The organism is Streptomyces adustus (assembly GCF_009377175.1).
Taxonomy (GTDB): Bacteria; Actinomycetota; Actinomycetes; order Streptomycetales; family Streptomycetaceae; genus Streptomyces; species Streptomyces adustus.
Window position 1 is genome coordinate 1 of record NZ_VJZD01000040.1, and the last position, 24,160, is coordinate 24,160.

A 24,160-nucleotide genomic window follows, 5' to 3' on the forward strand; every position below is an offset into this window, starting at 1 on the left:
CGCCCGCCCCGTCCGGTTCAGGACGTCCCCGCCGTGAAGCGGCGGTTCAGGACGCTCCCGCCGTGAAGCGCACGATCAGGACGCCCCCGCCGTGAAGTGGCCGATCAGGAGGGCCAGGCGGCGGTCGTGGGCGGCTTCGGGCAGTCGGCCGCTGCGCATGAGGGTCACCAGCCCGTGCAGCCCCGCCCAGAACGTCTCCGTGAGCAGACCCGGATCGTCGCCTTCGGCCGCGATCGGCTGCACGGCGCTGTACAGCTCCCCGAACGCCTCCTGGAGCTCCGGCGGAGCCTCTGGCGTGGCGAAGGGCAGGTCCACGAGGTGCGTGAACATCGCGTCGTACAGCGCGGGCCGCCGCCGCCCGAAAGTGGCGTACGCCTCACCGACTGCCGCCAGTGCCGCCCGGGCGCCGACCGCCGCCGTACGGGCCGCGCGCAGCTCGACGGCCAGTTCCGCGCACCCCTGCACCGCGACCGCCGCCATGATGGCGCCCTTGTCCTTGAAGTGGCTGTAGAGGACGGGCTGGCTGTACTCGATCTCGGCGGCCAGCCGCCGTGTGGTGACCGCGTCCCAGCCCTCGGCCTCGGCCAGTTCCCGCGCGACCGTGACGATCAGCCGCTCGCGTTCCGCTCGTTCGCGCTCCCGGCGCGTCTGGATCGACATGACCGAGATTCTAGCAGCGCTAGCCATTCTGTCGCCGCTCTGCTAGCTTCGCTCTTGTCCCTAGCGCTGCTAGCAAGGAGATCCGACGTGACCGTCACCGCGTACACCCTGGCTGTCGTGCTCGACCTGTTCGTCGTGTTCATCGGATACCGGTTCCTGTTCCAGCCCGGCCCCGCCGCCGCCGGTTACGGCGTCCCCGCCGACCCCGCCGGCGACGCCGCCGCCTACCTCACGATCAAGGGGGCGCGGGACGGCGTCCTCGGCCTGATGGGGCTGGCTCTTCTCGCGTTCGTCGGCGCCCATGCCGAGGCGTGGTTCATGCTCGTCGTGGCGATCCTGCCGCTCGGCGACACGCTGATAGTGCTGCGCCACGGCGGCCCGAAGGCGACCGCCTTCGGCATCCACTTCGCGACCGCGGTCGTGGTGCTGATCAGCGCCGGACTGCTCTTCGCGGTCTGAGTCCCACCGTCACGTCCACTCGCGCACCGTTACGACCAGCAGGGGGTTCGACCATGTCGATGTTCGTACCGAAGTTCGATTCGTCCGTGATCGTCCGTGAGGCGGAGGCCGAGAAGCTCGGCGACGATCCCGTCGCCGTCCGGCTGCTGGCCGACAGCAGCGCCTGCGGCGGGGCGCTGTCCACCGTACGGATCACTCTCGCGGACGGCGCCGACGGCGCCCGCCCGCACCTGCACCGCAACTCCGCCGAGATGTTCTTCATGCTGGACGGCGCCGCCGAACTGCTCTCCGGCGACGACGTCGTCACCGCCGAGCGCGGCGACCTGGTGATCGTCCCGCCGGGCAGGCCGCACGCCTTCGCCGCCGCCCCCGGCGGCGCGGCCGACATCCTCGTCGTGATCACCCCCGGCGTCGAGCGCTTCGGCTACTTCCACCACCTCCAGCGCATCCGCCTGGGTGAGGTCGGCCCGGAGAGTCTGCTGGAGGTGCAGGAGCTCTACGACAACCACTTCCTGCGCAGCGAGGCCTGGGACGGTCGCCGCTGACGAGGGTCCGGGGGCCGGTCCGGGGGAAACCGTTGCGCGTGCACCGCGCCCGGCCCCCTAGGATTGGGGCCAAACCACTCACTCACCCCAGAGGAACGCTGCATGCCTGGCATCACGCGCGAGGAGGTCGCCCACCTCGCTCGGCTGGCGCGTCTGGAGCTGAAGGGCGAAGAGCTCGACCACTTCGCCGGACAGCTGGACGACATCATCGGCGCGGTGGCCCGCGTCAGCGAGGTCGCCGACCAAGACGTACCGCCGACCTCGCACCCGCTCCCGCTGACGAATGTCATGCGGGCGGACGAGGTCCGTCCGTCGCTCACCCCCGAGCAGGCGCTCTCCGGCGCCCCGGCCCAGGAGCAGCAGCGTTTCAAGGTGCCGCAGATCCTGGGGGAGGACTAAGACCATCATGACGGACATCATCAAGCTCACCGCCGCCGAGACCGCGGCGAAGATCGCCTCCGGCGAGCTCACGGCCGTCGAGGTCACCGAGGCCCACCTGGCCCGGATCGAGGCCGTCGACGAGAAGGTGCACGCCTTCCTGTACGTCGACCGCGAGGGCGCCCTGGCGCAGGCCCGTGCCGTCGACGCCAAGCGCGAGCGCGGCGAGAAGCTCGGCCCGCTGGCCGGCGTCCCGCTCGCGCTGAAGGACATCTTCACCACCGAGGGCATCCCGACGACCGTCGGCTCGAAGATCCTCGAGGGCTGGATCCCGCCGTACGACGCGACCCTCACCAAGCGGCTGAAGGCCGCCGACGTGGTCATCCTCGGCAAGACCAACATGGACGAGTTCGCCATGGGGTCCTCGACCGAGAACAGCGCCTACGGCCCGACCGGCAACCCCTGGGACCTGACCAAGATCCCCGGCGGTTCCGGCGGCGGCTCCAGCGCCGCCCTGGCCTCCTTCCAGGCCCCGCTGGCCATCGGCACCGACACCGGCGGCTCCATCCGCCAGCCGGCCGCCGTCACCGGCACGGTCGGCGTCAAGCCCACCTACGGTGCGGTCTCCCGCTACGGCATGGTCGCCTTCTCCTCCTCCCTCGACCAGGGCGGCCCCTGCGCCCGCACGGTCCTGGACGCGGCGCTGCTGCACGAGGTGATCGCCGGGCACGACCCGCTCGACTCCACCTCCATCGACGCCCCGGTCCCGCCGGTCGTCGAGGCCGCCCGCAACGGCAGCGTGGCGGGCATGCGGGTCGGCGTCGTCAAGCAGTTCCGCGGCGAGGGCTACCAGGCCGGTGTCATCCAGCGCTTCGACGAGTCGGTCGAGCTGCTCAAGGAGCTGGGCGCGGAGATCGTCGAGCTGGACTGCCCGTCCTTCGACCTGGCCCTGTCGGCGTACTACCTGATCGCGCCCTCGGAGTGCTCGTCCAACCTGGCCCGCTTCGACGGCCTGCGCTACGGCCGGCGCACCGGCGACGACGGCACGCGTTCGGCCGAGGACGTCACCTCCCTCACCCGTGAGGCGGGCTTCGGCCCCGAGGTCAAGCGCCGCATCATGCTCGGCACGTACGCCCTGAGCTCCGGCTACTACGACGCGTACTACGGCTCCGCGCAGAAGGTCCGCACGCTCATCACGCGGGACTTCGAGAAGGCGTTCGAGCAGGTCGACGTGATCGTCTCGCCGACCACGCCCACCACCGCCTTCGCGATCGGCGAGCGCGCCGACGACCCGATGGCGATGTACCTCGCGGACCTGTGCACGATCCCGACCAACCTGGCGGGCAACGCGGCCATGTCGCTGCCGTGCGGCCTCGCCCCGGAGGACAACCTCCCGGTCGGTCTCCAGATCATCGCCCCGGCGCTGAAGGACGACCGGCTGTACAAGGTCGGCGCCGCCGTCGAGGCCGCCTTCGTGGAAAGGTGGGGGCACCCGCTGATCGAGGAGGCTCCGTCGCTGTGAGCAAGGCACTGTCCAAGGCCAAGGGCTTCAAGAAGTCGAAGTCCGGCACGTACCTGTCCATGGCCACCACCGCCTTCGGCGCACTGGGTGTCGCCAAGCAGATCAAGAAGGCCCGCGCCGAGCACGACACGCTGCGCCTGGTCGACGCCACGGTGTCCGCCGTCGCGATCGTCACCGGCCTCGCCATCCTTTATCGCGAGCTGAAGCGGCTGGGCGACGACGACGTCCTGCTGGGCTGAGAGGGAAGTTTCATCGTGACCACCACGACCGACCTGGTGTCGTACGAGGACGCGCTGGCGTCGTACGACCCCGTCATGGGCCTTGAGGTCCATGTCGAACTCGGCACCAAGACGAAGATGTTCTGCGGGTGCTCGACCGAGCTGGGGGCCGACCCCAACTCGCAGACCTGCCCGGTCTGCCTCGGCCTGCCCGGCGCCCTCCCGGTCGTCAACGCGACCGGCGTCGAGTCCGCCATCAAGATCGGCCTCGCGCTGAACTGCGAGATCGCCGAGTGGTGCCGCTTCGCCCGGAAGAACTACTTCTATCCGGACATGCCGAAGAACTTCCAGACCTCCCAGTACGACGAGCCGATCGCCTTCGACGGCTACCTCGACGTGCAGCTGGAGGACGGGGAGACCTTCCGCGTCCAGATCGAGCGCGCCCACATGGAGGAGGACACCGGCAAGTCGACGCACGTCGGCGGCGCCACCGGCCGTATCCACGGCGCGTCCCACTCCCTGCTGGACTACAACCGCGCCGGCATCCCGCTCATCGAGATCGTCACCAAGCCGATCGAGGGCGCGGGCGAGCGGGCCCCCGAGGTCGCCCGCGCGTACGTGCGCGAGCTGCGCGAGCTCATCAAGGCGCTCGGCGTCTCCGAGGCCCGCATGGAGATGGGGCAGATGCGCTGCGACGTGAACCTGTCGCTGCGCCCGAACGGCACCGAAAAGTTCGGTACCCGCTCCGAGACGAAGAACGTGAACTCGCTGCGGTCCGTGGAGCGTGCGGCCCGCTTCGAGATCATGCGGCACGCGGCCGTGCTGAGCAGCGGCGGCACGATCGTCCAGGAGACCCGGCACTTCCACGAGGACACGGGGTCGACGACCTCGGGCCGCGTGAAGGAGGAGGCCGAGGACTACCGGTACTTCCCCGAGCCGGACCTGGTGCCGGTGGCGCCGTCCCGCGAGTGGGTCGAGGAGATCCGCGCCGGACTGCCCGAGCTGCCGCTGGTGCGCCGCAACCGGCTCCGCGAGGAGTGGGCGGTCTCGGGGACCGACATGCAGTCGATCCTCAACGCCGGCGCCCTGGACCTGATCGTCGCGACGATCGACGCCGGGGCGGACGCCTCCTCCGCCCGCAAGTGGTGGATGGGCGAGCTGGCGCGCAGCGCCAACGAATCCGGCAAGGCGCTGGACGAGCTGGCCATCACGCCGGAGCAGGTCGCCCGGGTCACCGAGCTGGTCTCGAAGGGCGACCTGAACGACAAGCTGGCGCGCCAGGTCATCGAGGGCGTCCTCGCGGGCGAGGGCACCCCGGACGAGGTCGTCGACAAGCGTGGTCTGAAGGTCGTCTCCGACGAGGGCGCGCTCACGACCGCCGTCGAGGAGGCCATCGCGGGCAACCCGGGCGTCGCGGACAAGATCCGTGGCGGCAAGGTGGCCGCGGCCGGCGCCCTGGTCGGCGCGGTCATGAAGGCCACGCGCGGCCAGGCCGACGCGGCCCGCGTCAAGGAGCTGATCCTGGAGAAGCTGGGCGTCAGCGAGGGCTGAGTCCCGAATCTGTGAACCCCGGGGGGATGCATCGACACCGATGCATCCCCCCGGGTGCGTGATCGGCCGGCCCGCGGTCCGGTCCGGGATGTGATCTCGGACATGGTGAACCGGCTCCTCCGACCCTCCGGAGGGGAACGGGTGGCGCGGCAGCTCGGTCGAACCGTCCAAAAACGCACCCGCCCGGGCGGGCGGCGATGCGCCGGGGGCGGTGGACGGCCGGAATGCGGGCGGATGCCGACCCGCCCCGCGGCCGGGTTCCCCGGCCGGAGCGACTACGCTCGCCCGCCATGAGCGGACGTACTGATTCCACGCCGGACACCGAGAGGGACCCCGACATAGCCGAGACGCCGATCGGGACCGGGACCGGAATCGGGGCCGAGTCCGGCACCGAGGTGGAGGACGAGGGCGACCGGCCCGACGGTCCGCAGGACTCGGAGGACTCGGAGGACCCGGAGGGTCCGGAAGATCGGGCGGGCGCGGCGGACCCCGAGGGCGCTGCGGTCTCGGAGAGCCCCGAGGGCTCGGGCGGTCCCGAGGGCTCGGACGGTCCCGAGGGGTCGGGCGGTCCCGAGGAGTCGGACGACCTGGACGACCCGGACGACCTGGAGGACCACGCCGAGGACGCGCGGCGGGCTCGGTGGACGGCGTCCGTCACCGGCGTCCTGCTGACCCTGATGGGCATCGCCGCGGCCCTGCTGCGCTGCGCCGGTCCCGCACCGGCCCTCGCCCCCGCGGCCTACGCCCTCGGCGCCGTCGTCTGCGCGCCCGCCGCCGTCCTGGGACACCGCGGACACACCCGGCGGGCGCTGTGGCTGCTGATCGCCGGCGTGATGGTGATGGCGGTCGGCGACCAGGTCGACTGACGTTACCGAAGGGGTGGTGGAGACCCCCGCGGCACGCTGTGACTTGCCTCCCAGAAGGCAATGAATCCGACAAACGATCGCTTAAGCCTGCAAGAGTGGCAACGCACCGCTCATGTGTTCTTTGCTGGCTCTTCAGTTCTTCGTAGCTGTTCCCGGTCAAAGATCCAAACGATGTAATCCGGGAGCACGACTGTGGCAGCCCTCGCGCGCTGGTGTGTCCGACACCGCGTCCTCGTCGTCGTACTGTGGCTCCTCGCCTTCGCCGGGATGACCGCGGGCGCGTCCGTCGCGGGCTCCGCGTACACCAACAACTACGAGGTCCCCGGGACCGAGGCGGGCCGCGCCACAGAGCTGCTCAAGGACGGCTTCCCCGGCCTCGGCGGCGACAGCGACACGGTCGTCTGGCACACCACCTCCGGCACCGTCCGCGCCGCCGACGTCGAACAGACGATGACCGGCACCCTGGACAAGATCGCGGACCTGCCCGGGGTGGCCTCCGTGGACAGCCCCTACGGCGACCAGGGCGCGAGCCGGATCAGCGCCGACGGGCGGACCGCGTACGCCACCGTCACCTTCGACCGCCCCGTCGAACAGCTCACCAAGTCCGAGGTGCGGCCCGTGGTCGACACCGCCGAGGGGGCCCGCAGTGACGGGCTCCAGGTGGAGCTGGGCGGCAGCGCGATCGCGCTCACCGAGTCCTCGGGCGGGCACGTCTCCGAGATCGTCGGCGTGGTCGTCGCCGGTGTCGTGCTGTTCCTGGCCTTCGGTTCGCTGGCCGCCTCGCTGCTGCCCATCGCCACCGCCCTGGTCGGCGTGGGCACCGCCTACGCCGGGATCGGGCTGCTCGGGCACGCCATGACCGTCGCCGACTTCGCCCCCATGCTCGGCATGCTGGTCGGGCTGGGCGTCGGCATCGACTACGCCCTGTTCATCGTCACCCGGCACCGGCGCGGCCTGAAACGCGGCCTCCCGGTCGACGAGGCGGTCGCCAACGCCGTCGCCACCACCGGACGGGCCGTCGTCTTCGCCGGAGCCACCGTCTGTATCGCCCTGCTGGGCATGCTGATCCTGCGGCTGAGCTTCCTCAACGGCGTCGCGATAGCCGCCGCCCTCACCGTGGTGCTGACGGTCGCGGCCTCCGTGACCCTGTTGCCCGCCCTGCTGTCCTTCATCGGCCCGCGCTCCCTCAGCCGCCGTGAGCGCCGTCGGCTCCTGGAGCTCGGCCCCCAGCCGGAGCTGCCGACCGGGTTCGCCGCCCGCTGGTCGGCGTTCGTCGAACGCCACCCCAAGCTGCTCGGCACCCTCGCCGTCGCCGTCGTCGCCGTCCTCGCGCTGCCCACCTTCTCCCTGCACCTGGGCACCTCCGACCAGGGCAACAACCCCAAGACCGCCACCACCCGCCACGCCTACGACCTGCTCGCCGACGGCTTCGGCCCCGGGGTCAACGGTCCCCTCACCCTCGTCACCGGGGTCGGCGGGGCCGAGGACAGGGTCGCCCTCGACAACCTCGACGCCACGCTGCGCAGCACCGAGGGCGTCGCGGCCGTGACGCCGGTCACCTACGACGCCCAGGGCCGCACCGCCTACCTCACCGTCGTCCCCGACTCCGCGCCGCAGTCCCGCAGCACCAGCGACCTCGTCGACCGGCTGCGCACCGAGGTGCTGCCGCGCGCCGAGCAGGGCACCGGCCTGGACGTGAGTGTCGGCGGGGTGACCGCGTCGTACGACGACTTCGCGGGCGTGATCGTCGGCAAGCTGCCGCTGTTCGTCGGGGTCGTCATCGGGCTCGGCTGCGTCCTGCTGCTGCTCGCCTTCCGCTCGATCGGCATCCCGCTCAAGGCCGCCGCGATGAACGTGGCCGCCGTCGCCGCCGCCTTCGGTGTCGTCGTCGCGATCTTCCAGTGGGGCTGGGGCAGCGAACTGCTCGGCCTGGGCCGGGCCGGCCCGATCGAGCCCTTCCTGCCCGTGATCATGGTGTCGGTGCTCTTCGGCCTCTCGATGGACTACCAGGTCTTCCTGGTCAGCCGGATGTACGAGGAGTGGCTGGAGACCGGCGACAACCGCCGTGCCGTCCGGGTCGGCCTCGCCGAGACCAGCCGGGTGATCAACTCCGCCGCGGTCATCATGATCTCGGTCTTCCTCGCCTTCGTGCTCAGCGGTGACCGGGTGATCGCCATGTTCGGCATCGCCCTCGCCGCCGCCGTCGCCATCGACGCCTTCGTCCTGCGCACCCTGCTCGTACCGGCCCTGATGCACATGCTCGGCGGCGCCAACTGGTGGCTGCCGGGCTGGCTCGACCGCAGACTGCCGCGCATCAGCATCGAACCCCCCGAGTGCCGAGCCGCGCACGAGCGGCTCATGGACCTCACGGGCGTACCGGAGGCCGTCGCCGCAATGGAGACCGGCGCCGTACCGGAGACGGACGTACCGGCGAAGTAGCCGCTCACAACGATCGTTAAGAGAGCTCTCAGACTCCGTCCGTACGGTGCGGGCCATGGGAACGAAGACACTTGACGAGACCGGTGCCGAGACGGGCGCCGAGGCGACGAACGACGAGGAGAAGCAGGACGTCACGACCGACGGCGCCACCGCGGACGGGGTGACCGGGGCCGAGGCCGAGGAATCGGCCGCGGAGGACGACGCGGACGACGCCGACGACGTGGACGACGTGGACGTCGAGGCTGTCGACGTGCCGCGGGAGGACGGGCCCTCCGGGGTCGGCCAGGGCGCGGTCGCCGTGGTCTCCGCGGCCCTCGGCCTGGTCTCGCTCACCGGCAGCTGGGTCTCCACGGTGGCCGCCGCGCGCGAGACCCTCATCGGCCAGCTCAAGACCTCGTCGTCCGCGAGCGTCGCCACGCAGATCAAGGAGATCTACGGCGACGCCTGGCAGACCACCGCCCTGTGGGGCGGGGTGTTCGCGCTGGCCGCCCTGATCGTCGCTGTCGTGGTGCTCGTCCGGCCCGCGTTCGGCGCCCCTGGCAAGCCGCAGGCGCCGTGGATCAAGTCGGTCGCCTGGGCCGGCGTCTCGCTGGGCGTGGTGGGCCTGCTGCTGGCCGTCCTCAAGTACACGGACATCCTGCTCGGGCTGCCCTCCGCGAGCTGACATCCCGGGCCCCGCAGCCTCGCAGCCCCCAGGGGTCCTACGGCGTACGTAAGTGCCTTATGCGCGCCGTAGGGCCCCGCACGCGCGTCTAAGGCCCCGTCGCCCCCGGAAGATGCGGAACTCTCCCGATGTGGCGGACCCCCCTGGCGGACGAAGGTGGAGTCATCGCAGCGAGCGATGACACGACACCGACACTCACCGCACAGGGGACACACCATGTACGAGTACGACCTCCAGCAGATCCGTTCCGCCGAGCTGATCCGCCGCGCCGACGAGGAGCGGCTGGCCCGCGCGGCCGTCCGCGGCCGCCGCGCCGCCCGCCGGGAGGCCGCGCAACGGCTCCCGCGCGGTGAGTCGCATACCCACCGTCTCCGGCGGCTGCGGCTGACCCGCGCCGCGTGAACGCGGTCGGGCCCCCGGCGGCCGGACGCCCCCGGCAGCAGGCCGGGGGCGAGGCCGGGGCCCGGACGGAGCGCCGGCCCGAGCGGCCCGAGCGGTCCGAGGGAGCCGAGCGGGCCGGGGGAGCGGAGCGGGCCGACGGGGGAGTGGGCGCCGGGACCGTACCGGCCCGCTCCTTCCCGTCGTCCGACCGGGCCCGGACCGTGCCCTGTGCGATGCTCGGGCCCGTGCAGAACAGTTCCGTCAGTCCCGTGTTCGTCGGCCGTGCCGCGGAGCTGGGCACCCTGGACGACGCGCTGGCCCGGGCCGTCGCGGGCGAGCCGCAGGCGCTGTTGATCGGCGGTGAGGCCGGGGTGGGCAAGACCCGGCTCGTCGAGGAGTTCGCGACCGCCGCCCGCGGCCGGGGAGCCGTCGTCGCCGTCGGCGGCTGTGTCGAGATCGGCGCCGACGGACTGCCCTTCGCGCCGTTCTCCGGCGCCCTGCGCGCGCTGCGCCGGGAACTGCCCGACGCGCTGGCCGCCGCGGCCGCCGGACGCCAGGAGGAGCTGGCCGGGCTCCTGCCGGAGCTGGGCGAGGGCGTCCTCGGCCGCTACGACGAGGAGGGCATGGCCCGTCTCTTCGAACTCACCGCCCGGCTGCTGGAGCGGCTCGCGGCCGACCGCACCGTGGTCCTGGTTCTGGAGGACCTGCACTGGGCCGACGCCTCGACCCGCCACCTCCTCGCCTACCTCTTCCGCACCCTGCGTACCGGCCGGCTCGTCGTCCTCGCCACCTACCGCGCCGACGACATCCACCGCCGGCATCCGCTGCGGCCCCTGCTCGCCGAGCTGGACCGGCAGCGCACGGTCCGCCGGATCGAACTCGCCCGCTTCGACCGGGCGGAGGTGAGCCGCCAGATCGCCGGCATCCTCGCCACCGAACCGGACCCCGCCCAGGTCGACCACATCTTCGAGCGCTCCGACGGCAACGCCTTCTTCGTCGAGGAACTCGCCGTGGCCGCCGGGGCGGGCTGCGCCACGGGACTCACCGACTCGCTGCGCGACCTGCTGCTGGTGAGGGTCGAGAGCCTGCCCGAGTGCGCCCAGAACATCGCCCGGATCGTCGCCGAGGGCGGTTCCACCGTCGAGTACCGGCTGCTCGCCGCCGTCGCCGGGCTCACCGAGGACGACCTCATCGAGGCGCTGCGCGCCGCCGTGAACGCCCACATCCTGCTCGTCGCCCCGGCCGGCGACGGTTACCGCTTCCGGCACTCCCTGGTCCGCGAGGCGGTCGGCGACGACCTGCTGCCCGGCGAGCGCGCCCGCCTCAACCGTCACTACGCCGAGGCACTGGAAGCCGATCCCACGCTCGTGCCGGCCGACGAACGTGTCATGCGCCTGGCGAGCTACTGGTACCACGCCCACGACCCGGCCAAGGCCCTGCCCGCCGTCCTCGAAGCCTCCGCCACGGCCCGCTGCCGGCACGCCTACAGCGAGCAGCTGCGGCTGCTGGAACGCGCCATGGAACTGTGGGACGCCGCCCCCGAGGCCGTACGGTCCCGGCTGCGCCCGCCGGACCATGTGCCGGCCTATCCGGCCGACGGCCACGAGGGTCACGACGGCGCGGAGGGGTACGACGGGACGCCCCTGTGCTACCTCGACCTGCTGGCCGAGGCGGCCGTCGCGGGCCGGTTCTGCGGCGAGCGCGAACGCGCCCTGAAGATCACCAAGCGGGCGCTGCGCCTGCTGGACGAGGAGAAGGACCCCTTGCGCGCCGCCTGGTTCTGGGTCCAGCGCTCCCGGCTGTTGCAGGCGCAGGCCCGCGGCGACGGCTGGACGGAGCTGGCCACCGCCCAGGAGCTGGTACGCGGTCTGCCGCCCTCGCTGGTGCACGCCGAGGTGCTGGGCAGCGTGGCCGCCTGGCTGATGTCGCACGCGCCCGGCCCGGAGGCCCTCGCGGCCGCCGAGCGCGCCGTGGAGTACGCGCGCATGGTCGGGGCCGACGAGATCGAACTGAACGACCGCCTCACCCTCGGCGGCCTCATGGTCGACGCCGGGGACATCGAGGCGGGGCTCGCCGAGATGAGGGACGTCAAGGAACGGGCGCTCCGCCTCGGGCTCGTCAATGTCGCGGGCCGCGCCTATGTGAACCTGCCCACCGAGCTGGAGGCGGTCGGCCGCTCCCGGGAGGCCGTCCCGATCCTGGAGGAAGGGGCCGTCTACACCAGGAAGTTCGGACTGGTGGAGTCGGAGGGCTGGGTGTGGGGCAACCTCGCCGAATCCCTGTACTCGCTCGGCCGCTGGGACGAGGCCGTCGACGCGGCACGCAACGCCGTACGCCTCGGCTGCAATGGCCGGCCGCAGGCCGACAGTTCCCTCCTGCTCGCCCAACTCGCCCTTTCCCGGGGCGATGTCGCCGAGACGGGCCGCCAACTGAAGGGAGCGGCGGCGTACTTCGGCTCCTTCGAGGCCGCACGCATGCAGTCGATCCCGGTGGCCCTGGTCAGCGTCGGCCTCGCCGCCGCCGAGGGCCGTCTGCTCGACGCCCGCGCCGTACTCGACAACGCCCTCGACACCGGCTTCCCCACCGGCACCCAGCGCTACGCCTGGCCCCTGCTGCTGGCCGCGGCCGCCGCCGAGGCCGACGCCCGCGCCCTGCCCGCCGCACAGCAGGGGCGCCGCCGGACCCTGGAGCGCATCCTGGAGTCCGCGAAGAACCTCACCACGGACGCGCCCGTCTGGCTCGCCCACGAGCGGTGGGTGCGCGCCGAGGTGCGCACGAGCGAGGGCCGGGCCACCGTCGAGACCTGGTCGGAGGTCGTCACCGCCTTCGAACGGCTGGAACGTCCCTACGACCTCGCCCGCATCCGGTACCGGCTCGCCGAGGCGCTGCTCGCCACCGGTGCCGAGCGTCCGGGCGGCACCCCCGCCGACGGCGGCGACGAGCGGGCCCGTGCCGCCGAGCTGCTCCGCCTCGCCCACGCCGTCGCCGAGGAGCTCGGCGCCCGCCCGCTGGCCGACCACGTCACCCGGCTCGCCCGGGGCGCCCGCCTCCTTCCGGCGGCCCGCGCCCCGGAGCGGCCGGCCGACCCCGTCGAAGCCCTAGGTCTGACCGGCCGGGAGCGCGACGTGCTGCGCCTGGTCTCCGCCGGGCGCACCAACCGCCAGATAGCCGAGGAGCTCTTCATCTCCCCGAAGACGGCCAGCGTCCACGTCTCCAACATCCTGGGCAAGCTCGGGGTCTCGGGCCGAGGAGAGGCGGCCGCGCTGGCGCACCGGGCGGGACTGTTCCCGGCCGGCCCGCCGCCCGCCGACCGGTCGCCCTCGGGTCCGCGGACCTGAGTCGTAGGGTGGAGGAAACCGCCAGGAGGAGGACCTGTGTTCGATGCCTTCGCGGAACTCTTCGCACCGGGCCGCAAGCACACCCGTGACGAACAGAACCGGCTGGAGCTGACCCGCGAGGACACCGGGGACAGCGATCCCGGACGCGGGCCGATAGACCTCACGTCCGGGAAGGTCGTCGTACGCCTGCCCCCGCCGGAACCGGCACCGGACGCGCCGGAGGCGGCACCGGCACCGGACGCACCCGGCCCCGGCGACGGATGAGCGGCCGGGAACGGGCGGTTCAGCTCACCTCCAGCTCCAGGATCCGGTCGTCCCCCGGCTTCGGGTCGCCCCGGCCGTCCGTGTTGCTGGTGACCAGCCACAGCTTGTCGCCGCCCGCCGACACCACCGTGCGCAGCCGGCCGTACGTGCCGGCGAGGAAGTCCTGCGGGGCCGCCGAGGTCTCGGTCCCCTTCAGCGGGACGCGCCACAGGCGCTGCCCCTTCAGACCCGCCATCCAGACGGAGCCCTGCGCGTAGGCGATCCCGCTGGGGGAGGCGTCGTCCGTGTGCCACTGGGCCACCGGGTTCTGGTACTTCGGGTCGGACGACCTGCCCTCGGCGTCCGGCCAGCCGTAGTCGGCGCCCGGCTTGATCGCGTTGAGCTCGTCCCAGGTGTCCTGGCCGAACTCCGAGGCGAACAGCCGCTGTTTCGCGTCCCAGGCCAGCCCCTGGACGTTGCGGTGCCCGTACGAGTACACGGGGGAGTCCGGGAACGGGTTGCCCGGGGCGGGCTCGCCCTCCGGGGTCAGCCGCAGGATCTTGCCGCCCAGCGACTTCCGGTCCTGCGACAGGCCCCGGTCGCCGCTCTCGCCCGTGCCGGCGTAGAGCATCCGGTCGGGGCCGAAGGCGATCCGGCCGCCGTTGTGGATCATCCCCTTGGGGATGCCCTTGAAGACCGTGTCGGGCGCGCCCAGCTGCTCGCCCGCCGGTTTCGCGGGGTCGTAGAGCATCCGGACGATGCGGTTGTCGGAGGCGGAGGTGAAGTAGGCGTAGATCATGCGGTCCGAGGCGAAGTCCGGGGAGAGCGCGATGCCCAGCAGGCCGCCCTCGCCGGCGGGGGACACCCCCGGCACCTCGCCCAGCTCCGTCTTCTTGCCGGTCTCCTCGTCGACGAGGGTGATCGTCCCCTCGTCCCGGGAGGAGACGAGCAGGCCGCCGCCGGGGACCGGGGCCAGCCCCCAGGGGGTCTTGAGACCCTCGGCGACCGTGCGCAGCACCTTCACCGAGCCCTTCGCGGGCGGTGTCTCCTCGGCCGCCGGGCCGGCGGCGGACGCCGCCGCGCTCGTACGGTCCGACGCGGCGCCCGACGGCTCCTGGCCGGATCCTTCGGCGCCGGAGGAGCAGCCGGCCGTCAACAGGAGGGTGCCCGCGGCCAACACGGACGTCACAACTCGACGTTGCACGATCATGGTCCCTTCGACGCGGAGGGTTCTCCTTGTCTACGCCGCTCCCGCTCGAAGGGTTCCCGAGCGAGGGTTGCAACGCCCGTACGAGTCCCCGCGCGCGCCGCGGGGGAACTCTTGTGCGAATGAATCCCGCGTTTGCCCCGCGGGCTTCCGGCTCAGTCCCAGGACCCCATCGCCCCCGGCAGCGCGGCCACCTCCGCCAGGTCGTCGGGCGTCAGCCGCAGTGCCGCCGCCGCCGCGTTCTCCGTCACCCACCGCTCCCGCTTCGCACCCGGTACCGGCAGCACGTGCGGCCCCTGGGCCAGCACCCAGGCCAGCGCCACCTGGGCCGCCGTGACGTGGTCGCCGTGCCGCCGGGCCACCCGGCGCAGACCGGCCACGATCGGCTGGTTCGCGGCCATCATCTCGGCGGTGAAGCGGGGGTGGCGGGCACGCATGTCGTCCGGTTCGAAGCCCTCGCCGGGGGTCAGCGTGCCGGTCAGGAAGCCGTTGCCGAGCGGCATCGCCGCCAGGAAGCCGACCCCGCGCGCCGCGCACCACGGCAGCAGCGCGTCCAGGGACTCCGGCGACCACACGGACAGCTCGGCCTCCACCGCGCTCACCGGGAACACCTGCTGCACGCGCTGCAACTGACGGATCGTCGCATCGTGCAGCCGCGCCCCGGACCGGCGTCCGCCGCGCGCGCCCACCGCGCACAGCCCGAGCGCCCGCACCTTCCCCGCCCGTACCAGCTCCGCCATCGCGCCCCAGGTCTCCTCGACGGGAACCTCGGGGTCGGCCCGGTGCAGCTGGTAGAGGTCGATCACGTCCGTCTGGAGCCGGCGCAGCGAGGCGTCGCAGGCTCTCCTCACGTATCCGGGGCGCCCGTTGGCCACGATGTGCTGCTCGCCGACCAGCAGGCCGACCTTGGTGGACACGAACGCGTCGCCGCGCCGCTCCTTCAACACCCGCCCCACCAGGAGCTCGTTGGTGAACGGGCCGTACATGTCCGCCGTGTCGAGCAGCGTCGAGCCCAGGTCCAGGGCCCGGTGCACCGCCCTCAGCGATTCTTCGCCACGTTGCCGCGACCCGCTGTAGGACCAGCTCATCGGCATGCACCCGAGTCCGACGGCCCCCGTCGCGAGCGCGCCCGCACCGATCGTCCTGCGCTCCACCTGCTCGTGAACCTCCCTCGCCCGGACTCCAACCTAACCTCTGCCTCCGGTTGGCCTGACATAGCCTCCTGACCATGAGTGCTGACGTATGGCTTCCCATTCCGCCGGACGAGATCGAGGGTCTTCCGCAAGGGCCCGCATACCTGTTCTGGAACGGCGAGGCGGACTTCCCCGCGGACCCGGCCGACTGCGCCTTCTATGTCGTGCCCTACATGAAACCCGCCGCCGTCGGCCTCCGCCCCCTTCCGGCCATGAGCTCCCTCCAGGTGGTCCAGACGCTGTCCGCCGGCACCGACAATGTCGAGCCCGGTCTCAAGCACCTGCGCCCCGGCGTCCAGTTGTGCAACGCGCGCGGAGTGCACGACGCGAGCACGGCCGAACTCGCGCTGGCGCTCATCCTCGCCTCGCTGCGGGGCATCCCCGACTTCGTGCGGGCCCAGGACCAGGGCCGGTGGGCCGGTGGCTTCCGGCCGGCGCTCGCCGACAAGAACGTCCTCGTCGTCGGATACGGAGCCATCGGCGAGGCCATCGAGGACCGGCTCGTCCCGTTCGAGGTGGCGCGGGTGGCGCGAGTCGCGCGCTCCGAGCGCACCACGGCGCGCGGCCCGGTGCATCCGCTCGCCGAACTGCCCGCCCTGCTCCCGGAGGCGGACGTCGTCGTCCTGTCCACCCCGCTCACGGAGAGCACCCGCGGCCTGGTCGACGGGGACTTCCTGGCCCGGATGAAGGACGGCGCGCTGCTGGTCAACGTCGCCCGCGGGCCGGTCGTCGACACCGAGGCGCTGCTCGGGGAACTGGAGAGCGGCCGCATCACCGCCGCCCTGGACGTCGTGGACCCCGAACCGCTGCCCCCGGGCCACCCGCTGTGGCACGCGCCGGGCGTGCTGATCAGCCCGCACGTCGGCGGTCCTACGTCCGCGTTCCTGCCCCGCGCCAAGCGGCTGCTGGTCGACCAGTTGGGGCGATTCGTGAACCGGCAGCCGCTGCGCCACGTGATCCGTACGACAGGCACGACCGACATGTGATCCACGGCGAGCACCCTCCGCAGTCCCGCGGGCGCGGTGCGTGCCCGCCTGTCCTGCGTCGTCACGGAGCGTAGAGGAACTATGTCCCTGAGTGACGGGACTGGTGTATCGTCCCGACAGGGGCTGCGCCGCGCACCGTTCGGCGCCGGGGATGGATATTTCAGACTTGTGAGGGGGGCGACGGGCGATGCACGGCCTATGGACGAACGACCCGACGCGTCGGGACCGCCGACGGCGGCCCTGGCGCACGGCCGCGCGCAGACGACGCGGTCACCATGCCGATCACAGTGGTAACCACAGCCATCACCACCGCAGGCACAGCTGTCGCAGGAGAGCGCATCCAGCGCACCGGGACCCGCGGGACCCGGGAGCCGCGCGGAGCGGGAGGGACCGGTGAGTTCGCTCCGGCCTTCCGTGACCACCCTCGACGGGACGCTGCGCGCGCAGCCTCCCATGCGGACGACACTGTTCGGCCCGTCGGTCCCCGGCGGCGGATCGAGCCTGGTCCACCAGCTCGTCCTGGCCCTCGCGTGCGCGGTCTACGCCGTCGGATCCGCGCTCGGCTGGGGCTCCGGACAAGTCGCGCTGATCATGGGTGACTTCGGGCTGAGCGCCGCGGCGGGCAGCGCCGCCGTGTCGTGCTTCCTCTACGCGCGCACCCGGCGCGTCCGCTTCCGGTCGGCCTGGCTGCTGTTCGCCCTGTCCTCGGCGATGGCCGCGCTGGGCAACGGCGTATGGGGGTGGTACGAGGTCGTCCTGGAGCGGCCCGTGCCCAGCCCCAGCTACGCCGACCTGTTCTTCCTGTGCTTCGCCCCGCCCGCGATCGTGGGGCTGCTGGTGCTGGCCAAGCGGCCGGTGACCAAGGCCGGCTGGGTCTGTCTGGCCCTGGACGCCTGGCTGATCGGCGGCTCGCTCGTCACGCTGTCCTGGAGCCTGGCGCTCGCCCAGGCGGCGAAGTTCGACGGGCCGAGCGTGGCCCACACCGCGCTGTCGCTGGCCTATCCGCTGCTCGACATCGCCCTGGTCAGCATGGTGCTCGCGCTGCACTTCCGACGCTCGGCGGTCAACCGCACCGCGGTCAACACCGCGATCGGCGCGCTCGCCCTGACCGTGATGTGCGACGCCCTGTTCACCTCGCCGCTGCTGCACGACACCTACCGCTCCGGCCAACTGCTCGACGCGGGCTGGTTCGCCGGTTCCCTGCTGCTCGCGTACGCCCCCTGGGCCGCGCCCCGGCCGAAGGATCCGGCGGGCGACGAAGGGCACACGCGCGTGGTGCGCGAGCACCTGCCCGGACAGCGTCCCGGCGGCCACCCCGCCGAGCCGCCGCAGGAGACACCGCGCGGCACGGAGCCGGGCACACCGCCGGGCGCCTCCCGGGAGACCCCCGAGGGAGCGTCCCCCGGGGCGCCGCAGGGAGGTGATCACAGCCGGTATCCGGTCACCCGACCCATCAGCGGTTCCCTCGCCGCCCTCACGCCCTACCTGGCCGCCGCCGTCTGCACCCTGGGCATCCTCTACAACGTCCTGGACGGACACAGCGTCGACCGCGTGGTGCTCTTCACCGGCGGCACGGTCGTCCTCGCCCTCGTGGTGCGCCAGGGCATCATGCTCCTCGACAACATCACCCTCACCCAGGAACTGGCGCAGCAGGAGAACCACTTCCGCTCCCTGGTGCAGGGCTCCAGCGACGTCATCATGATCGCCGCACCGAACGGCATCCTCCGGTACGTCTCCCCGGCCGCTGCCGGGGTCTACGGACGGCCCGCGGAGGACCTGGTCGGCACCGAACTGGCCGGTCTCATCCATCCGGAGGACCTGGGCTGCGTGGTGCACGAGGTGCGCCGCTTCCTCGCCGCCAGCCCCCTGGAGGAGGCCACCACCCGCATCGAGTGCCGCTTCAGGTCGGGCGACGGCGGCTGGCTGAACGTCGAGTCCACCGTCAACCGCCATCACGGCGGTCTGATCTTCAACAGCCGGGACGTCACCGAGCGGGTCCGGTTGCAGGCGCAGCTCCAGCACAACGCCGAGCACGACCCGCTCACCGACCTGCCCAACCGCGCGCTGTTCACCAGGCGGGTGCAGCAGGCGCTGTCGGGCCGCCGCGCCGCCGACCGCACCGCCCTGCGCGGCACCGCCGTGCTCTTCATCGACCTCGACGGCTTCAAGGCCGTCAACGACACGATCGGGCACCAGGCGGGGGACGAACTGCTGGTCCAGGCCGCCCGCAGACTCCAGGACGCCGTCCGGCACGGGGACACCGCCTCGCGGCTGGGCGGCGACGAGTTCGCGGCCCTGATCACCGGCGACGGAACCCGCGACCGTACCGCCCGCGAACGTCACATCCTGGAGCTCGCCGACCGCCTCAGGATCACGCTCTCGCAGCCGTACGTGATCGACGGCAACGAGGTCCGCGTCGCCGCGTCCATCGGCGTCGCCTTCGCCGAGCCCGGCCTCGGCGCGGGCGAACTGCTGCGCAACGCCGACCTCGCCATGTACCGCGCCAAGGCGGCCGGCAAGGGCCGGGTCGAGCTGTACAAGCCGCAGATGCAGCAGGACGTCGTACGCAAGGCCGAACTGGCCACGCGGCTGCGTGCCGCGCTGCACGACGGCGAGTTCGCGCTGCTGCACCAGCCCGTGGTCGGCCTGGAGGACGGCCGGATCACCTCGGTCACCGCCCAGGCCCGCTGGCGCTCCTCCCAGGGGGTGCTCTTCACACCCGCCGAGTTCCTGCGGGTCGCCGAGGACAGCGACAAGACCGCCGAGCTGGGCCGCTGGGTCCTGGAGGAGGCCGTCGAACAGGCAGCCGAACGGATCGGGACCGGCCTGGGTGTGCCGGTGGTCGTGCGGGTCAGCGCCCGCCGGCTGCTCGACCGCTCGATGCCGCTCGGTTCCGTCGAGGCACTGCTGACCCGGCACGGCCTGCCGTCGGGGTCCTTGGTGATAGAGCTCGCCGACACCGAGCCCAGGGTGCCGCTGGATGAGCTGGAGCGCCGTCTGAGCGCCCTGCGGCGCCTGGGTGTCCGTATCGCCCTGGACGGCTTCGGCAGCGGCTACGCGGCCATCACGGCGCTCCGCAGACTCCCCGTCGACGTGCTGAAACTCGACCGCTCGCTCGTCGAAGGGGTCGTGGAGTCGGCCCGGCTGCACAAGATCACCAGCGGGCTGCTGCGGATCGCCGGCGATCTGGGACTCCAGTCCGTGGCCGACGGCGTGGACCTTCCGGAGCAGGTCGTCGCCCTGCGCGCGATGGGCTGCACCCATGGCCAGGGCATGGCGTTCTCCGGCCCGCTGGACGAGTACCGGCTGCGCCGGGCGCTCGCCTCCGGCCACTATCCGGTGCCGCACGGACCGGCCGAGCCCGCGTTCGCGGGCGGCGGTGCCGGGGTGTACCCAGGTGGGGTGGCCGCCGTCCTCGGGGGCGGGACAGCTCTCCGCTCACATAATGAGACTCCCGTCCCACCCACTTGACAGTGGATGTGCGCCGGGGGGAGGGTCAGTTCCATGCGCACCCGAATTCTCGTACTTGGACAGCGCGTCGGCTGAGCTGGGAACGACCGGAGAGGATCCGGAATCCCCAGCGACCTCCCCGGCGCGCTCCCCTCGCTTGCCTTTCGGCACGAGGGGTTTTTTGTTGCACAGAGCCTGGCGTGCAACAGCCGCACACCGCACGAACTTCGCAAAAACCCTCAGCATCGAGAAGAGAATGACGATGACCGAGCAGGCCACCGGGGCCCACCATCCGCAGCCGCGGCCCCGATCCGGAGGACAGTCCGCGTCCGTCGAGCACGTCACGGGCGCGAAGTCCCTCATCCGCTCCCTTGAGGAGGTCGGGGCCGACACGGTATTCGGCATTCCCGGCGGTGCGATCCTCCCCGCCTACGACCCGTTGATGGACTCGACCCGGGTGCGCCACGTCCTGGTCCGCCACGAGCAGGGCGCAGGCCACGCGGCCACCGGGTACGCGCAGGCCACCGGCCGGGTCGGCGTGTGCATGGCCACCTCGGGACCGGGTGCGACCAACCTGGTCACGCCGATCGCGGACGCCCACATGGACTCCGTGCCGCTGGTCGCGATCACGGGCCAGGTCGCCTCCAAGGCGATCGGGACCGACGCGTTCCAGGAGGCGGACATCGTCGGCATCACGATGCCGATCACCAAGCACAACTTCCTGGTCACCAAGGCGGAGGACATTCCGCGGGTCATCGCGCAGGCGTTCCACATCGCCTCCACCGGCCGCCCCGGACCGGTCCTGGTCGACATCGCCAAGGACGCCCTCCAGGCGCAGACCACGTTCTCCTGGCCGCCGGTGATGGACCTGCCGGGCTACCGCCCGGTGACCAAGCCGCACGCCAAGCAGATCCGCGAGGCCGCCAAGCTGATCACCTCCGCCAAGCGGCCCGTCCTCTACGTCGGCGGCGGGGTGCTCAAGGCCCGGGCCACCGCCGAGCTGAGGGTCCTCGCCGAGCTCACCGGAGCGCCCGTCACCACCACCCTCATGGCGCTGGGCGCGTTCCCCGACAGCCACCCGCTGCACGTGGGGATGCCGGGCATGCACGGGTCGGTCACCGCCGTCACCGCGCTCCAGAAGGCCGACCTGATCGTCGCCCTCGGCGCCCGCTTCGACGACCGTGTCACCGGCAAGCTGGACAGCTTCGCCCCGCACGCCAAGATCGTCCACGCGGACATCGACCCCGCGGAGATCGGCAAGAACCGCGAGGCGGACGTGCCGATCGTCGGTGACGCCCGTGAGGTGATCGCGGACCTGGTCCAGGCGGTGCAGAAGGAGCACAGCGAGGGCCAGAAGGGCGACTACACCGCCTGGTGGAAGGACCTCGACCGCTGGCGTGAGACCTACCCGCTGGGTTACGAGCAGCCCGAGAACGGCTCGCTCTCCCCGCAGCAGGTCATCCAGCGCATCGGCCAGCTCGCCCCCGAGGGCACGGTCTTCGCGGCGGGCGTGGGCCAGCACCAGATGTGGTCGGCGCACTACATCCAGTACGAGAAGCCCGCGACCTGGCTGAACTCCGGCGGTGCCGGGACCATGGGATACGCGGTGCCCGCGGCCATGGGTGCCAAGGCGGGCGTGCCGGACCGGACCGTCTGGGCGATCGACGGCGACGGCTGCTTCCAGATGACCAATCAGGAACTGACGACCTGCGCCCTGAACAACATCCCGATCAAGGTCGCGATCATCAACAACGGCGCCCTGGGCATGGTCCGCCAGTGGCAGACCCTGTTCTACAACCAGCGCTACTCCAACACCGTGCTGCACTCCGGCCCGGGGGCCACCGGCAAGGAGCCGAGCGCCGGCACCCGCATCCCGGACTTCGTGAAGCTGTCGGAGGCGATGGGCTGCCACGCCATCCGGTGCGAGTCGCCGGACGACCTCGACAAGGTCATCGAGGAGGCGAACTCCATCAACGACCGCCCGGTCGTCGTCGACTTCATCGTCCACGAGGACGCGATGGTGTGGCCGATGGTCGCCGCCGGAACCTCCAACGACGAGATCATGGCCGCCCGGGACGTCCGCCCCGACTTCGGCGACAACGAAGACGACTGAGCGAGAGAGACCACACCGCAATGTCCAAGCACACGCTCTCCGTCCTGGTCGAGAACACGCCCGGCATCCTCGCCCGGATCGCCGCGCTGTTCTCCCGCCGCGGCTTCAACATCGACTCGCTCGCGGTCGGTGTCACCGAGCACCCCGACATCTCCCGCATCACCATCGTGGTGCAGGTGGAGGACCTGCCGCTCGAACAGGTCACCAAGCAGCTCAACAAGCTCGTCAACGTGCTCAAGATCGTCGAACTGGAGCCGGGTTCGGCCGTTCAGCGCGAACTCGTTCTGGTGAAGGTGCGCGCCGACAACGAGACGCGCTCCCAGATCGTCGAGATCGTCCAGCTGTTCCGCGCCAAGACCGTCGACGTCTCCCCGGAGGCCGTGACCATCGAGGCCACCGGCAGCGGCGACAAGCTGTCGGCCATGCTCAAGATGCTGGAGCCGTACGGCATCAAGGAACTGGTCCAGTCCGGCACGATCGCCATCGGCCGCGGCGCCCGCTCGATCACGGACCGGTCGCTGCGCGCCCTGGACCGATCTGCGTAAGTCTGGGTAGGGGCGGCCGGCCGTCGGCGGGCCGCCCGTATACCGAGACCCGAAACCTACCCTTCCCCTCATCGTCATACGGTGAGAGCAACACCTGCACACCAAGGAGAGAACCCAAAGTGGCCGAGCTGTTCTACGACGCCGACGCCGACCTGTCCATCATCCAGGGCCGCAAGGTCGCGGTCATCGGCTACGGCAGCCAGGGCCACGCGCACGCCCTGTCGCTGCGTGACTCGGGTGTCGACGTGCGGGTGGGCCTGCACGAGGGCTCCAAGTCCAAGACGAAGGCCGAGGAGCAGGGCCTGCGTGTGGTGACGCCCGCCGAGGCCGCCGCCGAGGCCGACGTCATCATGATCCTGGTGCCGGACCCGATCCAGGCCCAGGTCTACGAGGAGTCCATCGCCCCGAACCTGAAGGACGGCGACGCCCTGTTCTTCGGTCACGGCCTGAACATCCGCTACGGCTTCATCAAGCCCCCGGCCGGCGTGGACGTCTGCATGGTCGCCCCGAAGGGCCCGGGCCACCTGGTGCGCCGTCAGTACGAGGAGGGCCGCGGCGTTCCGTGTATCGCGGCCGTCGAGCAGGACGCCACCGGCAACGCCTTCGCGCTGGCGCTGTCGTACGCCAAGGGCATCGGCGGCACCCGGGCCGGCGTCATCAAGACGACCTTCACCGAGGAGACCGAGACCGACCTGTTCGGTGAGCAGGCCGTCCTCTGCGGCGGTACGGCCGCGCTGGTCAAGGCGGGCTTCGAGACGCTGACCGAGGCCGGCTACCAGCCGGAGATCGCGTACTTCGAGTGCCTGCACGAGCTGAAGCTGATCGTCGACCTCATGTACGAGGGCGGCCTGGAGAAGATGCGCTGGTCGATCTCCGAGACCGCCGAGTGGGGCGACTACGTCACCGGCCCGCGCATCATCACCGACGCCACCAAGGCCGAGATGAAGCAGGTCCTCGCCGAGATCCAGGACGGCACGTTCGCCAAGAACTGGATGGACGAGTACCACGGCGGTCTGAAGAAGTACAACGAGTACAAGCAGCAGGACTCCGAGCACCTGCTGGAGACCACCGGCAAGCAGCTGCGCAAGCTGATGAGCTGGGTCGACGAGGAGGCGTAAGCCTCCCGACCGAAGGGGCCGGGGCGGCGCGCTCCGGCCCCTTCGGCAGACCCCGGGTAACACCGGGAATCAGTGTGTTGTCCAACCCGTCCAGCCACGGACGGGTGATCCTTACGCAGAGGCGCAAGACAGCCTTTGCCGCGCTACTACACTGCTCCACTACATACGCGTCAGGCCCACAGCGTCGTGCGCTTCCACGCGGCTAGCCCCCTCCTCCGCCTGCGGCCGTCGGGACGGCCGTCCGCACGCGCCCCCATGGCCTGGCGGGCATGGGAGGTGCCCCA

General features: G+C 71.8%; 20 protein-coding genes. 17 read left to right on the forward strand and 3 right to left on the reverse strand.

The genetic code is table 11. The features are described 5' to 3' along the window. Positions 1 to 75: 75 nt before the first annotated feature. Positions 76 to 660: a TetR/AcrR family transcriptional regulator gene (locus FNH09_RS12710; RefSeq protein WP_152887237.1), complete on the reverse strand. Its 585-nt coding sequence runs from the start codon at positions 658 to 660 to the stop codon at positions 76 to 78. 87 nt (positions 661 to 747) lie between these two features. Between FNH09_RS12710 and FNH09_RS12715 the strand changes: the two genes are divergently transcribed. The 12 genes from FNH09_RS12715 (at position 748) to FNH09_RS12770 (ending at position 13,285) form a co-directional block, all read left to right on the forward strand. Next, positions 748 to 1,119, forward strand: a complete 372-nt coding sequence (locus FNH09_RS12715) for a DUF4267 domain-containing protein (RefSeq protein ID WP_162468498.1) — start codon at positions 748 to 750, stop codon at positions 1,117 to 1,119. 53 nt (positions 1,120 to 1,172) lie between these two features. Further along, a complete protein-coding gene (locus FNH09_RS12720; RefSeq protein ID WP_152887239.1) occupies positions 1,173 to 1,664 on the forward strand; it encodes a cupin domain-containing protein in 492 nt (163 codons plus the stop codon). 102 nt (positions 1,665 to 1,766) lie between these two features. Then, positions 1,767 to 2,063 (forward strand): Asp-tRNA(Asn)/Glu-tRNA(Gln) amidotransferase subunit GatC, encoded by a 297-nt coding sequence (gene gatC / locus FNH09_RS12725; RefSeq protein ID WP_015036350.1) that lies wholly within the window; start codon positions 1,767 to 1,769, stop codon positions 2,061 to 2,063. A gap of 7 nt (positions 2,064 to 2,070) precedes the next feature. Continuing rightward, positions 2,071 to 3,564: an Asp-tRNA(Asn)/Glu-tRNA(Gln) amidotransferase subunit GatA gene (gene gatA / locus FNH09_RS12730; RefSeq protein ID WP_152887241.1), complete on the forward strand. Its 1,494-nt coding sequence runs from the start codon at positions 2,071 to 2,073 to the stop codon at positions 3,562 to 3,564. Further along, positions 3,561 to 3,803: a hypothetical protein gene (locus tag FNH09_RS12735; protein ID WP_162468499.1), complete on the forward strand. Its 243-nt coding sequence runs from the start codon at positions 3,561 to 3,563 to the stop codon at positions 3,801 to 3,803. The genes gatA and FNH09_RS12735 overlap by 4 nt, the downstream gene beginning before the upstream one ends. A gap of 12 nt (positions 3,804 to 3,815) precedes the next feature. Continuing rightward, on the forward strand, positions 3,816 to 5,333 hold the full coding sequence (gene gatB / locus FNH09_RS12740; RefSeq protein ID WP_338017552.1) for an Asp-tRNA(Asn)/Glu-tRNA(Gln) amidotransferase subunit GatB: 1,518 nt from the start codon (positions 3,816 to 3,818) through the stop codon (positions 5,331 to 5,333). 290 nt (positions 5,334 to 5,623) lie between these two features. Next, entirely contained in the window at positions 5,624 to 6,199 is a 576-nt protein-coding gene (locus tag FNH09_RS49795; protein WP_338017551.1) for a hypothetical protein, read from the forward strand. Positions 6,200 to 6,391: 192 nt separating this feature from the next. Then, positions 6,392 to 8,638, forward strand: coding sequence for an MMPL family transporter (locus FNH09_RS12750; RefSeq protein WP_162468501.1), 2,247 nt, complete (start codon positions 6,392 to 6,394; stop codon positions 8,636 to 8,638). 55 nt (positions 8,639 to 8,693) lie between these two features. Beyond that, positions 8,694 to 9,302, forward strand: a complete 609-nt coding sequence (locus FNH09_RS12755; RefSeq protein ID WP_152887243.1) for a hypothetical protein — start codon at positions 8,694 to 8,696, stop codon at positions 9,300 to 9,302. A 216-nt stretch (positions 9,303 to 9,518) separates the two neighbouring features. Then, on the forward strand, positions 9,519 to 9,704 hold the full coding sequence (locus FNH09_RS12760; RefSeq protein ID WP_152887245.1) for a hypothetical protein: 186 nt from the start codon (positions 9,519 to 9,521) through the stop codon (positions 9,702 to 9,704). Between the two features lie 212 nt (positions 9,705 to 9,916). Beyond that, a complete protein-coding gene (locus FNH09_RS12765) occupies positions 9,917 to 13,021 on the forward strand; it encodes a helix-turn-helix transcriptional regulator (protein WP_152887300.1) in 3,105 nt (1,034 codons plus the stop codon). A gap of 36 nt (positions 13,022 to 13,057) precedes the next feature. Next, positions 13,058 to 13,285: a DUF6191 domain-containing protein gene (locus FNH09_RS12770; protein WP_162468502.1), complete on the forward strand. Its 228-nt coding sequence runs from the start codon at positions 13,058 to 13,060 to the stop codon at positions 13,283 to 13,285. 19 nt (positions 13,286 to 13,304) lie between these two features. On the opposite strand, the gene FNH09_RS12775 is transcribed toward FNH09_RS12770, so the two are convergent. Next, on the reverse strand, positions 13,305 to 14,474 hold the full coding sequence (locus tag FNH09_RS12775) for a PQQ-dependent sugar dehydrogenase (protein WP_152887248.1): 1,170 nt from the start codon (positions 14,472 to 14,474) through the stop codon (positions 13,305 to 13,307). Positions 14,475 to 14,626: 152 nt separating this feature from the next. After that, complete coding sequence (locus FNH09_RS12780; RefSeq protein ID WP_162468503.1) at positions 14,627 to 15,625, reverse strand: aldo/keto reductase; 999 nt, start codon at positions 15,623 to 15,625, stop codon at positions 14,627 to 14,629. A 74-nt stretch (positions 15,626 to 15,699) separates the two neighbouring features. On the opposite strand from FNH09_RS12780, the gene FNH09_RS12785 reads away from it, so the two are divergent. The 5 genes from FNH09_RS12785 (at position 15,700) to ilvC (ending at position 23,876) form a co-directional block, all read left to right on the forward strand. Further along, positions 15,700 to 16,650, forward strand: a complete 951-nt coding sequence (locus FNH09_RS12785) for a 2-hydroxyacid dehydrogenase (RefSeq protein WP_152887250.1) — start codon at positions 15,700 to 15,702, stop codon at positions 16,648 to 16,650. 453 nt (positions 16,651 to 17,103) lie between these two features. Further along, positions 17,104 to 20,121, forward strand: a complete 3,018-nt coding sequence (locus FNH09_RS12795; protein ID WP_152887252.1) for a putative bifunctional diguanylate cyclase/phosphodiesterase — start codon at positions 17,104 to 17,106, stop codon at positions 20,119 to 20,121. Between the two features lie 235 nt (positions 20,122 to 20,356). Next, complete coding sequence (locus FNH09_RS12800) at positions 20,357 to 22,213, forward strand: acetolactate synthase large subunit (protein WP_152887254.1); 1,857 nt, start codon at positions 20,357 to 20,359, stop codon at positions 22,211 to 22,213. A gap of 20 nt (positions 22,214 to 22,233) precedes the next feature. Then, positions 22,234 to 22,758: an acetolactate synthase small subunit gene (gene ilvN / locus FNH09_RS12805; RefSeq protein ID WP_152887256.1), complete on the forward strand. Its 525-nt coding sequence runs from the start codon at positions 22,234 to 22,236 to the stop codon at positions 22,756 to 22,758. Positions 22,759 to 22,877: 119 nt separating this feature from the next. Beyond that, the gene (gene ilvC / locus FNH09_RS12810; RefSeq protein ID WP_162468504.1) at positions 22,878 to 23,876 is read left to right on the forward strand and encodes a ketol-acid reductoisomerase; all 999 of its coding nucleotides are present in this window, start codon (positions 22,878 to 22,880) and stop codon (positions 23,874 to 23,876) included. The last annotated feature ends 284 nt before the right edge of the window (positions 23,877 to 24,160 follow it).